This is a genomic window from Afipia massiliensis (assembly GCF_014203115.1).
Taxonomy (GTDB): domain Bacteria; phylum Pseudomonadota; class Alphaproteobacteria; order Rhizobiales; family Xanthobacteraceae; genus Afipia; species Afipia massiliensis.
This window is the reverse complement of sequence record NZ_JACHIJ010000002.1, coordinates 232,563-247,274: the sequence shown is the minus strand read 5'-3', so window position 1 is coordinate 247,274 and position 14,712 is coordinate 232,563. Positions and strand designations below refer to the sequence as shown.

Sequence of the window (14,712 nt, the reverse complement as noted above, 5' to 3'; positions counted from 1 at the left end):
CAAGCGTCGGCCCGTCTAATTCAATGGGCGGCAAAGGTGCCGCCGTATCCTGCCGCCGACGTCGCCAGCGGATTGCGCTGGTTCTGGATGTCCGCTGCCTTGCAGCAGCGGTTGCCGGTTATGAGGGTAGCCGCTCGGGCTGGTAACCGCCGCTCCGTGTCAGCCGCGCACTGCGCTGGCTGTGGAGGGTCGGAAGGTACGCTGGAACCTCTGATTGAATTGTGAGGAACTGGCGCTGCACCGGGAAGCTGAACGCGACACAACCGTAAGTTTAAACCGTCAGCCCCTCATACATACGTCGAACAGTGGTTTCTGGCAAGCGAAGCGTCACAACGCTGCAACACAGCGCCTTAATCGTTCTTTGCCCGGTAAGCCGTCGTTAACTGTGCGGTTCTATTGCGGTATGAGGTGTCCGGAGCTGCGGATTTGGTGACAAGCCACATGAAATATCGCGCATTGTTGGTGGCTGCCTTTGTGTGCGCCGCAGCATTGTCGTGCCTGGCGATTCCCGCCGCCAAGGCCGTCGAATCTCAGTCACCACAGCCGACGGTTGCGCCAGCCTTTCCAGTCGCCTCCGGCGTGCGCGTGGCGGGCGATAACAAGCAGACCCGATTCATTCTTGATCTCGATCGGAAGATCGATGTGCGGGCATTCGTCCTCGGCGATCCGTATCGCGTCGTGGTGGATATTCCTCAGGTCACCTTCGACTTTCCTGCCGGCACCGGAGCGACAGGGCGCGGACTGATCAGGGCATTCCGTTATGGTCTCGTGATGCCAGGCGGGTCTCGGGTGGTATTCGACCTGACAGGCCCGGCGAAAATCGAGAAGGCCTACGTCATTGATGCTGCGAACGGGCAGCCGCCGCGACTCGTTGTCGAACTGGCCTCCGTGGAGCGCTCTGCCTTCAAGGTTTCGCACGCGAGCGACGAAAAACTCCAACTGCGTCCGGCGATTGTCGCCGATGCCTCGGGCTCCACGGTTGAAATGACCGGTGCGACTGGACCCGGCAAAGCCGCCGATCCCCGCCCGGTCATCGTGATCGATCCCGGTCACGGTGGCGTCGATAACGGAACTCAAGCCGCGACCGGCGAGGCTGAAAAGACACTCGTGCTGGATTTCGCCAAGGCACTACGAGACAGGATCGAAAAGGGCGGCAAATTCCGTGTCGTCATGACACGCGATGACGACACCTTCATCCCGCTCGGCGAGCGCGTGAAGATCGCCCGTACCAACATGGCGTCGCTGTTCGTCTCGATCCATGCCGACGCGCTGCCCAAGCGGGAAGGCGACGCGCAAGGCGCAACCGTCTACACGCTCTCGGATCGCGCCTCCGACGCGGAAGCCGAGAAGCTGGCCGAGGCGGAGAACAAGGCGGACGCCATCGCGGGCATCAATCTGACCGAAGAGCCCGCGGAAGTGGCGGACATCCTGATCGAGCTCACCCAGCGCGAGACACGAGCGTTTTCAAACCGATTTGCGCGGACCCTCGTCAACGAGATGAAGACCGTCGCCCGGATGCACAAGCATCCGCTGAAGTCGGCCGGCTTCAAGGTCCTCAAGGCGCATGACGTTCCGTCGGTGCTGGTCGAGCTCGGCTACGTGTCCAACAAGGACGATCTCCAGCATCTGGTCTCTGAAAGCTGGCGGTCGCGTACGGTCGGTTCTGTCGCGCAGGCCGTCGACGCGTTTCTGGGAAAGCGTGTGATTTCCGCAGGGTCTTCGAAATAAGCGCCTTCGGCTTGAATTCGCAGGGCAATTGTCGCCGAGGCCCTAGTTTGGCCACAGCGGCGGCTCTATAGAAATCTGGGTTGGGAAGAGACAGAATCGATCCACGCGCGAATGGCGAATGGTATAGTTCGGTTCGGAAGCCCGGTCGTTTACCGCGGGTGATCGCGCCAGACGCTTAAGGACGGATACTGACGATGCGCTTGCTCTTGCGGTTCATGGGCTTTCTGTTCGCGGCTGGAACGATCGTGTTCCTTGTCGGCGTCGCCGCCGCGGCGGGATTGATCTGGCACTTTTCAAAGGACCTGCCTGACTATTCCCAGTTGCAGGACTATGAGCCGGCAGTAATGACGCGCGTTCATGCTGCGGACGGATCGCTGCTTGGCGAATACTCCAAGGAGCGCCGACTTTATCTGCCGATTCAGGCGATCCCGAAGCCGGTCATCAACGCGTTCCTCGCGGCGGAAGACAAGAATTTCTACGAACATGGCGGCATCGATTTCATGGGCATGGCCCGTGCCGCAGTGCTCTACGCGCAGAACTACGGCTCCAACCGCCGCCCGCAGGGCGCATCTACGATCACCCAGCAGGTCGCGAAAAACTTCCTTCTGACCAACGAAGTCTCCTTCGATCGCAAGATCAAGGAAGCGCTGTTGGCGATGCGCATCGAGCGCACCTACACCAAGGACAAGATTCTCGAACTTTATCTCAATGAAATCTATCTCGGCTTGAGCGCTTACGGCATTGCTGCTGCGTCGCTGGTCTATTTCGACAAGTCAGTGAACGAACTCACCATCGCGGAAGCGGCGTATCTGGCGGCGTTGCCGAAGGCGCCGTCGAGCCTTCATCCGGTCCGCAATCGTGATCGCGCCATCGAGCGCCGAAACTACGTCATCGACCGGTTGGTTGAGAACGGCTGGATCAAGCAGGCCGACGCTGTCGCTGCCCGCAAGGAGCCAATGATCGTGACGTCGCGCTCCAACGCGGCACACATTTTCGCTGGCGAGTATTTCGCGGAAGAAGTCCGCCGCGACATCTTCGAGCGTTACGGCGAGAAGAAGCTCTATGAAGGTGGCCTTTCGGTGCGCACCTCGCTCGATCCCAAGCTTCAGATCATGGCGCGCAAGTCGATGGTGGCCGGACTGGTCAAATTCGACGAGGCCCAGGGCTGGCGGGGAGCGCCGCACAAGATTGATCTAGGCGGCGATTGGGGCGTGAAACTTGCCGAGGTTAAATCGCTCTCCGATATCTCGCCGTGGCGGATGGCGGTGGTGCTCGAGACCAGCGACCAGTCGGCGCGTGTCGGCTTTCAGCCCGGGCGTGAGCTTGGCGGCGCGGTTTCCAAGACGCGCGAAACCGGTTTGATTTCGCTGGACGGCGTGCGGTGGGCGAAGGCGGCGGCAGGTCCGACACGTTTCAAGACGCCGACAGCCGTGACGCAGGTGCTGTCGCCCGGCGACGTGATCTACGTCGATCCGCTGCTGGATAAGGACGGCAACAAGGTCGAGGGGCAGTATCGGCTCCGTCAGACGCCGGAAGTTTCGGGCGCGATGGTCGCGATGGATCCGTGGACCGGCCGCGTCGTCGCCATGGTCGGTGGATTCTCGTTCGACCAGAGTCAGTTCAACCGCGCGACGCAGGCCTATCGTCAGCCGGGTTCGTCCTTCAAGCCGATCGTGTACTCGACCGCGATGGACAACGGTTACACGCCTTCAACGGTTGTCGTGGACGCGCCGATCGAAATCGATCAGGGGCAGGGAGCCGGTGTCTGGCGTCCGGAAAACTACTCGACCGGCAAGTATTACGGACCGACCACGCTGCGGAACGCGCTGATCAGGTCGCTGAATACGGTGACGGTGCGCCTCGCGCAGGACGTCGGCATGCCGCTGATCGGCGAGTATGCCAAGCGCTTCGGCATCTATGACGAGTTGCCGAACTATCTCTCCTACGCGCTCGGCGCGGGCGAGACGACCGTGATGCGGATGGTCACCGCCTATTCGATGTTCGCCAACGGCGGCAAGCGGGTGAAGCCGACCCTGATCGATCGTATTCAGGACCGCTACGGTCACACCATTTTCAAGCACGATCAGCGCGAGTGCCGGGGCTGCGATGCAGGTGAGGGTTGGAAGAACCAGCCGGAACCGTCACTGGTCGACCGCCGCGAGCAGGTGCTGGATTCCATGACCGCCTATCAGATCACGTCGATGATGGAAGGCGTCGTTCAAAGCGGCACGGCAACCATCTTGCGTGAGGTCGGCAAGCCGATTGCTGGCAAGACCGGCACGACCAACGACGAAAAGGACGCCTGGTTCATCGGCTTCTCGCCGGATCTCGTGGTTGGCGTCTACATCGGCTACGACAAGCCAAGGAACCTCGGCAGAGGCGGTACCGGCGGTCATCTGGCCGCGCCGGTTGTCAAAGACTTCATGAAGCTCGCGCTTGCCGACAAGCAGGCGGTTCCGTTCCGCGTGCCCGCCGGAATCAAGCTGATCCGCGTGGATGCCAAGTCCGGCATGCGCGCTGGACCAGGCGACGGCGGCAGGACCATCCTCGAGGCCTTCAAGCCCGGCACGGCACCGCCCGACAACTACTCGGTGATCGGCGTGGCTGATGCGGACGGGCGCTCGCCGGGGATTTCTCCGGACGCGGACCGCGCGATCTTCCGGCCGGGGACCGGCGGTCTCTATTAGCGCGATGCGTATTCCGCAAAAGTGGGTACCGGTTTTGCGATCAGAATACGCGATCCTATAAAGTTGCGCTGGCCGCCGTCAGCCGTTACATCCCTCACGTCCTTTGAATCGCGGCTCAGCCGCAAGCTGGAATTGTCATGCGCCCCGAAATCGAACGGTTAGTCGAAGAGATCAAGCAGTCAGTCGGGCTGCTGAGGAGGCATCTTTGACGTCGATGCTGCAACGGCGCGCCTCGCCGAACTGAACGCCCTCGCCGAAGACCCCAATCTCTGGAACGACCCGCAGAAAGCCCAGAAGCTGATGCAGGAGCGGACTGCGCTTGAGGGGCAGCTCACCGGTATCGGCAAGATCGAGCGCGAGCTCGAAGACCAGATCGGCATGATCGAGCTTGGCGAGTCCGAGAATGACGACGGCGTCGTTCTCGAAGCGGAGAATGCGCTCAACGCTCTGAAGAAGGACGTTGCGCGTCAGGAGCTGGAAGCCCTGCTGTCGGGCGAAGCGGACAAATTCAATTCCTATCTTGAAGTCCATGCCGGTGCGGGTGGTACGGAGAGCCAGGACTGGGCCTCGATGCTGCTGCGCATGTATACGCGCTGGGCGGAAAAGCGCGGCTTCAAGGTCGAGTATCTGGAAGAAACACAGGGCGAAGAAGCCGGCATCAAGTCCGCGACGGTCCAGATCAGCGGCCACAATGCCTATGGCTGGCTGAAGACGGAGGCGGGTGTGCACCGGCTGGTGCGGATATCGCCTTACGATTCGAACGCGCGTCGGCACACGTCATTTTCGAGTGTGGCGATTTTTCCGGTGGTCGATAATTCGATTAAAATCGATATCGCGGAGTCCGATGTTCGCGTCGACACCATGCGTTCAGGTGGCGCCGGCGGCCAGCACGTCAACAAGACCGAATCCGCGGTGCGTTTGACGCATATTCCGACCGGCGTGGCCGTGGTCTGTCAGGCGGGCCGTTCACAACATAAGAACAAGGCGCAAGCCTGGGACATGTTGCGCGCGCGCCTCTACGAAATTGAATTGAAGAAGCGCGAAGAGAAAGCCGCAGCCGATCAGGCTGCCAAGACCGACATCGGCTGGGGGCATCAGATCAGGTCCTACGTGTTGCAGCCGTATCAGATGGTGAAGGATCTGCGCACCGGTGTGCAGACGTCCGATACGTCGGGCGTGCTCGACGGCGATCTCGATGATTTCATGGCGGCGACATTGGCGCAGAAGGCATTCGGCACCACGCCGGGTGCGATCGAGGACGTCGACTAGAGTCCTTGATGCGTCGCGTTTTCTTTACGCGAACCCGTGCTATTTCGCCTGAAAATACTCCAGACGCGGAACCGGGTTGTCGGGAAGCGGGTGGTTTTGCACTGGGGCGCCGCGTATTCCTTGCGCCATGACGATCGCGCAAGAGAGATTTCCTGACACTGAACTGCGGATGGATGAGCGCGATTGGTCGCGGCTTGTTCTGCTGTCGGTTCTCTGGGGCGGCACGTTCTTCTTTACCGGCGTGGCGCTGAAGGAATTGCCGCCGCTGACACTGGTGTTCCTGCGGCTGTCGATTGCGACGTTGATCCTGCTGCCGCTGCTCTGGGTCAATGGAATCCGGCTTCCGGCTGGTGTCGCGGGATGGCGCCCCTTTGCGGTGATGGCGCTAATCAACAATGTGATCCCCTTTTCACTGCTCGTCATGGCGCAGACCTACATTCCGAGCGGGATGGCATCGGTTCTGAACGCAACGACGCCGGTTTTCACCGTTCTGGTCGCGGCGACGTTCGGTGAAGAGAGATTGATCTTTCGGCGCGTCGCCGGAGTGCTCCTCGGCTTGTGCGGGGTCATCATCCTGAAGGGATATGATTTCGATATCAGTTCAAATCAGAGCATCGGCATCGCGCTCTGCCTTGGGGCCACGATCAGTTTCGGGTTCTCCGCGCTGTGGGCAACGCGGAAGCTGGCCGGTACTCCGCCGATCGGGACTGCGACGTTTCAACTGATCTCGGCGAGTCTGATGATGGCGGTTCTGGCCAGCATCTTCGATCGCCCCTGGCAGTTGCAGATGCCGGGGTTGGTTACATGGCTGGCCATACTCGGTATTGCGTCACTCTCCACCGCGCTGGCGTTTATTCTTTTCTTTCAGATCGTCACGCGCTCCGGCGCGAGCAACGTGATGCTGGTGACGCTTCTTGTTCCCGTCAGCGCGATTCTGCTCGGCTATTTCTTCCTGGGCGAGAGGATTGAAGCTCGTGAAATCGTTGGCGCACTCGTTATCGCGAGCGCGCTGCTGGTGATGGACGGGCGTGTCTTTCGCCTGTTCCGCCGGTCGGGAATTGCCTGAACTGAAACTAACCCTGAGTCAGGCGAACGCCCGCGCGAAGAAATTTCTGCGGGTCCACCGCATCGCCGTCGATACGCGTTTCATAATGAAGGTGAGGGCCCGTTGACCGGCCCGTCGAGCCGACCGCGCCGATCACATGGCCGATCGTGACATGCTGGCCGACTTTGACGTTGATCTCCGACAGATGCCCATAGCGCGTCGAGAGGCCGTTGCCGTGATCGATCTCCACCAGGCGGCCGTAGCCGCCGCTCCACGCCGCAGTGACGATTTTGCCGCTCGCGGTGGCGCGCACCGGATCGCCGGTTGAGCCACGGAAATCGAGGCCGGTGTGCATAGCCGGGCGGCCGAGGAATGGATCGCTGCGCACGCCAAAGCCGGACGAGAATTCGACATTGCCCACCACCGGCTTCCGGTAGGGCACCAGCGACAACGTGCGCGTCAGCTTGTCCACCTGCGCGCGCGTGAGGTTGATGCGGTAGAGCTGCCGCTCGAATGCGCCGGCATCCGACCCGGGCTTTGCGGGTACGAATGGTCCGCCCACGCCGCCTTTCGGGGTAGCGGCTTCCAACTGCGCCATGTCGAGGCCGAGATCGGTGATCACGCCGCGCATCCGGCGCATCCGCGACTCGTAACTACCTTCGACGGAACTGAGTGTGGCCGTCTGGCGGCCCTCGACCTTGTCGAGCGCTGTCTGCAGGTTCGACAACACGCTATCGACGCCCTGAGCGTTCGCGAATTCCGTGCGCGGCTGGGCGACTGCTGGCGTCCGCGATTCAAGCCGGGCCTCACGATCCGGCGGCGTGACGAAGATCACGGTGTCGTTGATCGGTGACGGCTTGGGCATTCCTGTCGTCGCGCTGGCGTCGGTCGACTGTGGCCCGCGCGCGGTCGGCTTGACCGAGCCGGTCGGGGCGGTATCAGGCATGGCGTTGAGTGCCGCGGCGCGCGATTCAAGCAGCGCCTGCCGCCGCATGATCTGGTTGAGCTTCTGATCGTATTGCTCCTGATCGAGCAACTGGCGGCTGGTGGTGCGATCGACGCGCGCGCGAAGTTCCGCGATGCGGTCTTCGTAGGCGTACTGCATCTCGGCCTGGCGTGCGATCAGCCGCGTCAGTACGTCGTCACGGAAAGCGAAGTAGGTCGCCGTCGCCGCGGACCACGCGCCCATGACGACGATCGATCCCGCGACGATCCAGAATACCACCGGCCCGAATCGCACCGCCTTGCCGTGATGGACGATCGTGTAGCCGTTGCGATCTGGGCGATGGTGCGCCGGGCGTCGCTGCGGCGCCCTTGCATGCTCATGGGCGTGATGTTTGGGGTGATCAGAATAGTGGGCGGAACGGTTCGACATCAGCACTCCCGCGCCGGTCGGAACGGCTCCGGACGGCTCATTTACAGAGGCTGATTTGAACCTTTCATGGTTAATTTTCGGAAAACGGTACTTAGTTGCGGTGCCAAAATCTGGAGTCGCGTGGGGAGGTTAGGTAGCGAACGTCGACGCGCCAGTCCCGCTAGGCGACTCGCGCCGCGGCCAGCACCTCATCGGCATGGCCATCGACCCTGACGTTGCGCCAGACTTTTGCGACTTTGCCGCTAGCGTCGAGCAGAACCGTTGTCCGAATAATCCCCATGAACGTCTTGCCGTACATCGATTTTTCGCCCCATACGCCATAGGCCTTCAGCATCCCGAGCGTCTCATCCGACACAAGGGGGACGGTCAGTTCGTGCTTGTCGCGAAACGCTTCCTGCGCGGTTACCGGGTCTGCCGAAACTCCGAGAACAGCAGTCTGGGCCGCTGCGAAGGCATCGGCCAGGCGACTGAAGGCGACGGCTTCGAGGGTGCACCCCGGTGTGTCCGCGCGGGGATAGAAGAAGATCACCAGCTTGCGCCCGGCATAGGTCGCCAGCGACACGAGTTGCCCGCCATCGCGCGGCAAGGAGAACGCAGGCGCGGGTTTGCCCTCTGTAAGCGTTCCCACCATCCGGACCGGTGCGGTCGCCGGTTTGCCCTTTGTTGCGGATGCTGCAGGCTTTATGGCCGATGCGGTCTTCGCGCCGGCGCGTTTTGATGTGCTGGCTGCAGATGTTCTTTTTGTTGCCGCAGCTTTCGTCGCCCCCCGTTTGGCCGTGGTTTTTCTGCCAGATTTACCAGCGGCGGATGAGGCCGCTGCTCTGGTGGCAACCCGCTCGGAGCTCTTGGTTTTTCCGCTCCCCGCCGTCGGGCTCGATTTGGACGATTTCTTACGCGTTTTCTTGGACATACGCCTTCCTTTCGTCGCTTTCAGCGGGGTATTTTGGGATTCGCGAGAACCGCGACCAGACCACTAATGCCAACTTCTTCGGCTGGGCAAATTTGACGTCCCCGGGGTATGGTGGATAGCCATTTTATTGAATTTTCGACTCTCTCAGGCCACCGGTCGAACGACGGACAATACAATAAACTAAGACTGGACCTTTAGTCTGGCAGTACTCCGACGGAGCGAGTCTCCAATTTGACGCTTTGACGCCCGGCGGCGCGACCAGGCTGACTATCAATACCGAGAGGCAATGCCGAGATCAGAGCCCCAGAAAGCCTTTGCGAAGGCTGCAGACGAGCACCGGCATTGGGATGATTCCGGATGGAATCACCATGACGCTGCGGCGTGTGACAGGGCGGTCAAACTTCTCAATCGGCCAAGCATCGGAATTCATCGGGTCACAGACTGGTTTCGCGGGGTGCGCCGAGGGATCGCGCGCAGTCGATGGGCCGGGCGGACCGCGATTGTTCTGATGTCGGTGAGTCTTATCTTTGCCGCGGCGTTCGGAGCGCTATGGCTGCGGCTTGGTGCCGGCCCGGTAAATCTCGACGTGATGACGCCCTGGCTGGCATCGGCGATCGAAGAGAATCTTGGACACAATCACACCGTTGAAGTTGGAGGCACGCAGATCGAACGTGCCGGCCGGATCAGGATTGCGGTGCGGTTGCGCGACATCGTTGTACGGGATCACGACCGCAATATCGTTGCGAGCGCGCCGAAAGCGGAAGTGCGGCTTTCCGGGATGGCGCTCTTCACCGGGCGGCTTCGCGCTGAAACGCTTCGGCTCGTGGGCGCCGAACTTGCGGTGCGGATCACGCCCGACGGCCGCGTAATTGTTTCGACGGGACAAAGCAACAGCCCGCTCGCGACCGGCAAGGTTCCCGTTAAACCCGCACCGCCGGCCGCTTCCGGCCCGACACCATTGCCGTTTCAGGCATCGCCCGCGCCACCGGCAGTGCCTGCGACATCGGCCGCAGCGTCGAACGGTACGGGAGGGCTGCTTGCTGCGCTTGATTGGCTCGACAGTCTCAGCGCCAACGGTCTTGATGGCCAGAGCCTCAACGAAATCGGATTGCGCAATGGTGTGCTGACGGTCGAGGATCAGCGCAACGGCGGAGTCCTCAACTTCTCGAACATCAGCCTGAGCTTGCGCCGTCCGTTGGGCGGCGGTGTTGCGCTTAGCGTCGGCGAAGAAGGCAAGAACGGCTGGGAGCTCAAGGTCGCGGTCGGTGCGCCGTCCAACGGCGTGCGATCGATCGAAATCAGCGCTAACAAGGTTCCGACCAACAACCTGCTGCTTGCGGCCCGCTTGAAGGATTTCACCTACGCGGCGGACATGCCCCTCAGCGGCGAGTTCAAGGGCGAGATCGGCCGCGATGGGCTGCCCACCTATTTCCGGGGCGAAATTGTTGCGGGCAAGGGCACCATCGTCGATCTCAACGTGCCCGACTATCCAATGGTGATCGACCACGCCGATGCGCGCGTCGAGTGGGATGCAGGCCGCCGCGTCATGGTGGCGCCGTTTCATGTTTACGCAGGCGCCAACCGTATCACGCTGCTGGCACATCTCGAGCCACCCAATGACAGCATCCCGAACTGGCAACTCGGACTCAGCGGCGGAACAATTCTGCTGGCCGGTGAAGCGGGAGAAGCCCCCTCGATCTTCAACCGCATCGCCATTCGCCTTCGGTTCGATACCGAAAACCGGCGCGTACTTTTGACTCAATGCGACATCAGCAACGGCGAGATCGGTGTCGCGGGTTCCGGAAGCCTCGACTATTCCGGCGAAGCGCGGTTGACGCTCGGCATGGCGGCGACGCCGATGCCGGTGACGGTGCTGAAGCGCATCTGGCCCGTTCTCATTGCGCCCGAAGTCCGCGAGTGGGTCACCGAGCGGGTCGATCGTGGAATGGTCCAGCGGCTCGATGTTGCCGTGAATGCGCCGGTCCATACGCTGGTCCGCGGCGGTCCGCCGATTCCTGACGATGGCCTGTCGGTGAATTTCCTGGCGAGCGGCCTGACCATCAAGCCAGTCGATGACATGCCGCTGGTTCGCGATGCCGACATGAAGGGCCGTGTCAGCGGACGCACGGTCAACATCAACGTCGGGCAAGGTGCGGTCGATACGCCGGCCGGCAGACGGTTGAATATTTCCGACCTGACGTTCGAGGTGCCGGATCTTGCGCCGAAACCTGCCCCGACCAAGGTGCGCTTCCGGATTGATGGTCCGGTTCCGGCGGCTGCCGAAGTTCTGCAATCAGAGCGGCTGCGCGAAGCCGGCGATACGGCAATCGATCCCAATTCGAGCAAAGGAACGGTTTCCGCGATTGTCACGCTGGCGATGCCTCTGAAGAATGCGTTGACCAAGGCGGATACGACTTACTCCATCAACCTCGATCTTGGCGCGCTGGCCGTCGACAAGCTCGCAATGAACCAGAAGCTTGAGGCAAACTCGCTGAAGGTCGTCGCCGATAATCAGGGGTATCGGGTGAAGGGCGACGTCAAGATCGGCGGGCAACCAGCGGCACTCGACTATCGCAAGAACAACGAGGGGGACGCCGACGTGCGCGTTTCGGCGACCCTTGACGATGCGGCCCGCGCGCGCCTTGGCGTTGATCTGGGATCGAGCCTGAGCGGCGCCATTCCCATCAAGCTGACCGGCAAGATCGCCGGCGGCGAGGGCGACAACCGCGACAATCGCTTTGGCGTCGAGGCGGACCTCACCGCCGCGCGCATCGACAACCTGCTGCCCGGCTGGACCAAGGTTGCGGGCAAGACGACCAAGATGACCTTCAACGTCGTGCAGAAGCCTCAAGGGACGCGCTTCGAGGATATCGTCGTCGAAGGCAGTGGGACGCTGATCAAGGGTTCGCTGGAGGTCGACGACAAGAACGATCTCGTCAGTGTGTCCTTCCCGACGTTTTCGCCGTCGGAAGGCGACAAGGCAAACCTGAAGGCCGAGCGGCTGCCGGACGGAATGCTCAAGGTTACGATGCGGGGCGAGGTGTTCGACGGCCGCGGCTTCATCAAGAGCGCGATGTCAGGCAGGGACCAGAACACCAAGGAAAAATCCAAGAATTTCGACATCGATATCGACGCCAAGCTCGGCGCGCTGGCGGGTTTCTATGGCGAAGCGGTCCGCAGCATAGATCTGAAACTCACGCGTCGCGGCGGTGCGATCAGATCGTTCTCGCTCAGCGGCAAGCTGGGGCGCGATACGCCGGTGATCGGGGACCTGCGTGGGCGTGCGCAGGGACGTGACGTGATGTATCTCGAGACCAGCGACGCAGGCGCGTTCTTCCGTTTCACCGACACGTACGCGAAGATGAATGGCGGCAAGATGTGGCTGGCTGTCGATCCGCCGACGTCGGATACGGCGCCCCAGGAGGGACTGCTGAACGTTCGCGACTTTGTTATCAAAGGCGAGGCCGCGCTTGACCGGGCTGTCGCCAATGCACCGGGCGCAAATTCGCAGGGCGTTGGTTTTTCCGGCATGCGCGCAGAGTTTACGCGCCAGAGCGGCCAGCTACGGGTCAAGGACGGCGTGCTTCGCGGCCCGACGATCGGAGCGACGATCGAAGGTTTCATCGACTATCCCGTCAATCAGGTGAAGATGAGCGGCACCTTCGTTCCGCTCTATGGTCTGAACAACATGTTCGGGCAGATTCCGATCGTCGGCCTGTTCCTCGGCGGCGGCAGCAATGAAGGCCTGATCGGCATTACATATGAAGTGGTCGGAACACCCGGCGCGCCTGTTTTGCGGGTCAATCCGATTTCGGCCATGGCGCCCGGCGTATTCCGCAAGATCTTCGACTTCAACACCGGCAGACAAAACGCCCCAGCGGATTTTGCGACTCCCAACCAGCAATGAGCGCATTTCAGATTCAGGATCCCGACTACGAAGCGCGGGTGCGAAGGACGTTCGCGGGTCAAATGGCTTTGGCCACGCTTGGAGTAACGCTGACCAGGATCGAGCCGGGAACGCTTGAACTGAAGATGCCGTACGATGTGAAGTTCTCGCAGCAGAACGGCTTCCTGCACGGCGGCATCGTCTCGGCTGGACTGGATACCGCGTGCGGGCTGGCGTCTTACACGCTGATGCCCGCGCAAGCGGATATCCTCACAGTCGAGTTCAAGATCAACCTGCTGGCGCCTGCCAAAGGCCAGACGTTCCGTTTCGTTGGCAGTGTTGTGAAACCGGGCCGCACGCTTGTCATCGCGGAAGGCCGCGCCTTCGCCAGCGACGATGGCCGCGAAAAATTGGTGGCCACGATGTCGGCGACCATGATGACCATGCGCCGCCAAGGCTAGCCAAGGTTCGCGACGCGCTTCCTACACTGGTTTCAGAAGTACGTGCTTCTTGCGTCCCATCGAGAGCTTCACCACGCCTTCCGACGTCAGATCCTTCGGCGTCAGGCTCATCTTTTCATCGGTGACCGGAGCGTCATTGACACGCAGGCCGCCGCCCTTGATCTGACGCCGCGCTTCGCCATTCGATGCCACGAGGCCGGCCTTGACGAACAGCCCCAAAGCGGGGGCGCCGGCGTCGAGTTCGGCGCGGGAGATTTCCAGCGTCGGCAGGTCACCCGCGATGGTGCCTTCCTCGAACGTCTTTCGCGCTGTCTCCGATGCCGCATCCGCAGCTTCGCGGCCGCGAATGAGCGCCGTCGCTTCGGTCGCGAGGATCTTCTTCGCCTCGTTGATGTCCTGTCCCTTGAGTGCCGCGAGTTTCGCGATCTCATCCATCGGCAGGAGGGTGAACAGCTTCAGGAAGCGCTCGACGTCCGCGTCCTCGGTGTTGCGCCAGAACTGCCAGTAGTCGTAGTTGCTGAGCAGGTCTGCATTCAGCCAGACTGCGCCCGCAGCGGTCTTGCCCATTTTCGCGCCCGACGAGGTCGTCAGCAGAGGACACGTCAACGCGTAGAGCTGGCGCGTTCCCATGCGGCGGCCGAGATCGATGCCGTTGACGATGTTGCCCCATTGGTCGGAGCCGCCCATCTGCAGGTTGCAGCCGTAGCGCCGCGATAGTTCTACGTAATCGTAGGACTGCAGGATCATGTAGTTGAATTCGATAAACGACAGCTCCTGCTCGCGCTCGAGCCGCATCTTTACCGAGTCCATGGTCAGCATACGATTGATCGAGAAGTGCCGGCCAACGTCACGAAGCATCTCGATGTAGTTGAGCGCCGTCAGCCACTCTGCATTGTCGGCCATCGCGGCGTCGGTTTTACCCGCGCCGAACCGGATCAGCTTCGTGAAGGTTCCCTTGATGCTTTCCTTGTTGGCATCGATCTGCTCGTAAGTCAGCAGCTTGCGCGTCTCGTCGCGGCCGGACGGATCGCCGACCCGGGTGGTGCCGCCGCCCATGAGCACGATCGGCTTATTGCCGGTCTGCTGGAGCCAGTGCAGCATCATGATCGATAGCAGGTGCCCGACATGCAGGGACGAGGCCGTGCAGTCGTATCCGATGTAGGCTGTCACATCGCCCTTGTCGGCAAGGACATCGAGACCGGCGGCGTCCGACATCTGGTGGATGAAGCCGCGGCTCTGAAGGACATTGAGGAAATCGGACTTGTAGGCGCTCATGGAGGCACTCTTTGACGATTGAGCTATTTAGCGTTTTGTTTGGGCCTGTGGTGTATCAGGTCCGGCGTCGGATTCA

Annotated in this window: 9 protein-coding genes; 6 read left to right on the top strand and 3 right to left on the bottom strand. The window is 61.4% G+C overall.

Annotation, left to right across the window (positions count from 1 at the left end; genetic code table 11):
- Window positions 1-441 precede the first annotated feature (441 nt).
- The 4 genes from HNQ36_RS05935 (at window position 442) to HNQ36_RS05920 (ending at window position 6,750) form a co-directional block, all read left to right on the top strand.
- The gene (locus HNQ36_RS05935; RefSeq protein WP_184083030.1) at window positions 442-1,728 is read left to right on the top strand and encodes an N-acetylmuramoyl-L-alanine amidase; all 1,287 of its coding nucleotides are present in this window, start codon (window positions 442-444) and stop codon (window positions 1,726-1,728) included.
- Between the two features lie 194 nt (window positions 1,729-1,922).
- Window positions 1,923-4,415, top strand: coding sequence for a penicillin-binding protein 1A (locus tag HNQ36_RS05930; protein ID WP_184083028.1), 2,493 nt, complete (start codon window positions 1,923-1,925; stop codon window positions 4,413-4,415).
- Window positions 4,416-4,552: 137 nt separating this feature from the next.
- Window positions 4,553-5,684, top strand: a protein-coding gene (gene prfB, locus HNQ36_RS05925) for a peptide chain release factor 2 (RefSeq protein ID WP_184083026.1) whose coding sequence is annotated in 2 segments (ribosomal slippage) — window positions 4,553-4,621 and window positions 4,623-5,684 — 1,131 coding nt in all. Because the reading frame shifts where the segments join, the coding sequence is not laid out codon by codon here.
- Between the two features lie 127 nt (window positions 5,685-5,811).
- Window positions 5,812-6,750, top strand: a complete 939-nt coding sequence (locus HNQ36_RS05920; protein WP_184083024.1) for a DMT family transporter — start codon at window positions 5,812-5,814, stop codon at window positions 6,748-6,750.
- Window positions 6,751-6,757: 7 nt separating this feature from the next.
- On the opposite strand, the gene HNQ36_RS05915 is transcribed toward HNQ36_RS05920, so the two are convergent.
- Both HNQ36_RS05915 and HNQ36_RS05910 read right to left on the bottom strand, forming a co-directional pair.
- A complete protein-coding gene (locus tag HNQ36_RS05915; protein ID WP_184083022.1) occupies window positions 6,758-8,104 on the bottom strand; it encodes a peptidoglycan DD-metalloendopeptidase family protein in 1,347 nt (448 codons plus the stop codon).
- A gap of 160 nt (window positions 8,105-8,264) precedes the next feature.
- Window positions 8,265-9,014 (bottom strand): peroxiredoxin, encoded by a 750-nt coding sequence (locus HNQ36_RS05910; protein ID WP_184083020.1) that lies wholly within the window; start codon window positions 9,012-9,014, stop codon window positions 8,265-8,267.
- 286 nt (window positions 9,015-9,300) lie between these two features.
- On the opposite strand from HNQ36_RS05910, the gene HNQ36_RS05905 reads away from it, so the two are divergent.
- Window positions 9,301-12,921: a YhdP family protein gene (locus tag HNQ36_RS05905; protein ID WP_184083018.1), complete on the top strand. Its 3,621-nt coding sequence runs from the start codon at window positions 9,301-9,303 to the stop codon at window positions 12,919-12,921.
- A complete protein-coding gene (locus tag HNQ36_RS05900; RefSeq protein WP_184083016.1) occupies window positions 12,918-13,361 on the top strand; it encodes a PaaI family thioesterase in 444 nt (147 codons plus the stop codon). The genes HNQ36_RS05905 and HNQ36_RS05900 overlap by 4 nt, the downstream gene beginning before the upstream one ends.
- A gap of 21 nt (window positions 13,362-13,382) precedes the next feature.
- Here HNQ36_RS05900 and tyrS read toward each other — a convergent pair whose 3' ends face one another.
- Window positions 13,383-14,636: a tyrosine--tRNA ligase gene (gene tyrS, locus HNQ36_RS05895; protein WP_184083014.1), complete on the bottom strand. Its 1,254-nt coding sequence runs from the start codon at window positions 14,634-14,636 to the stop codon at window positions 13,383-13,385.
- Between the last annotated feature and the right edge of the window lie 76 nt (window positions 14,637-14,712).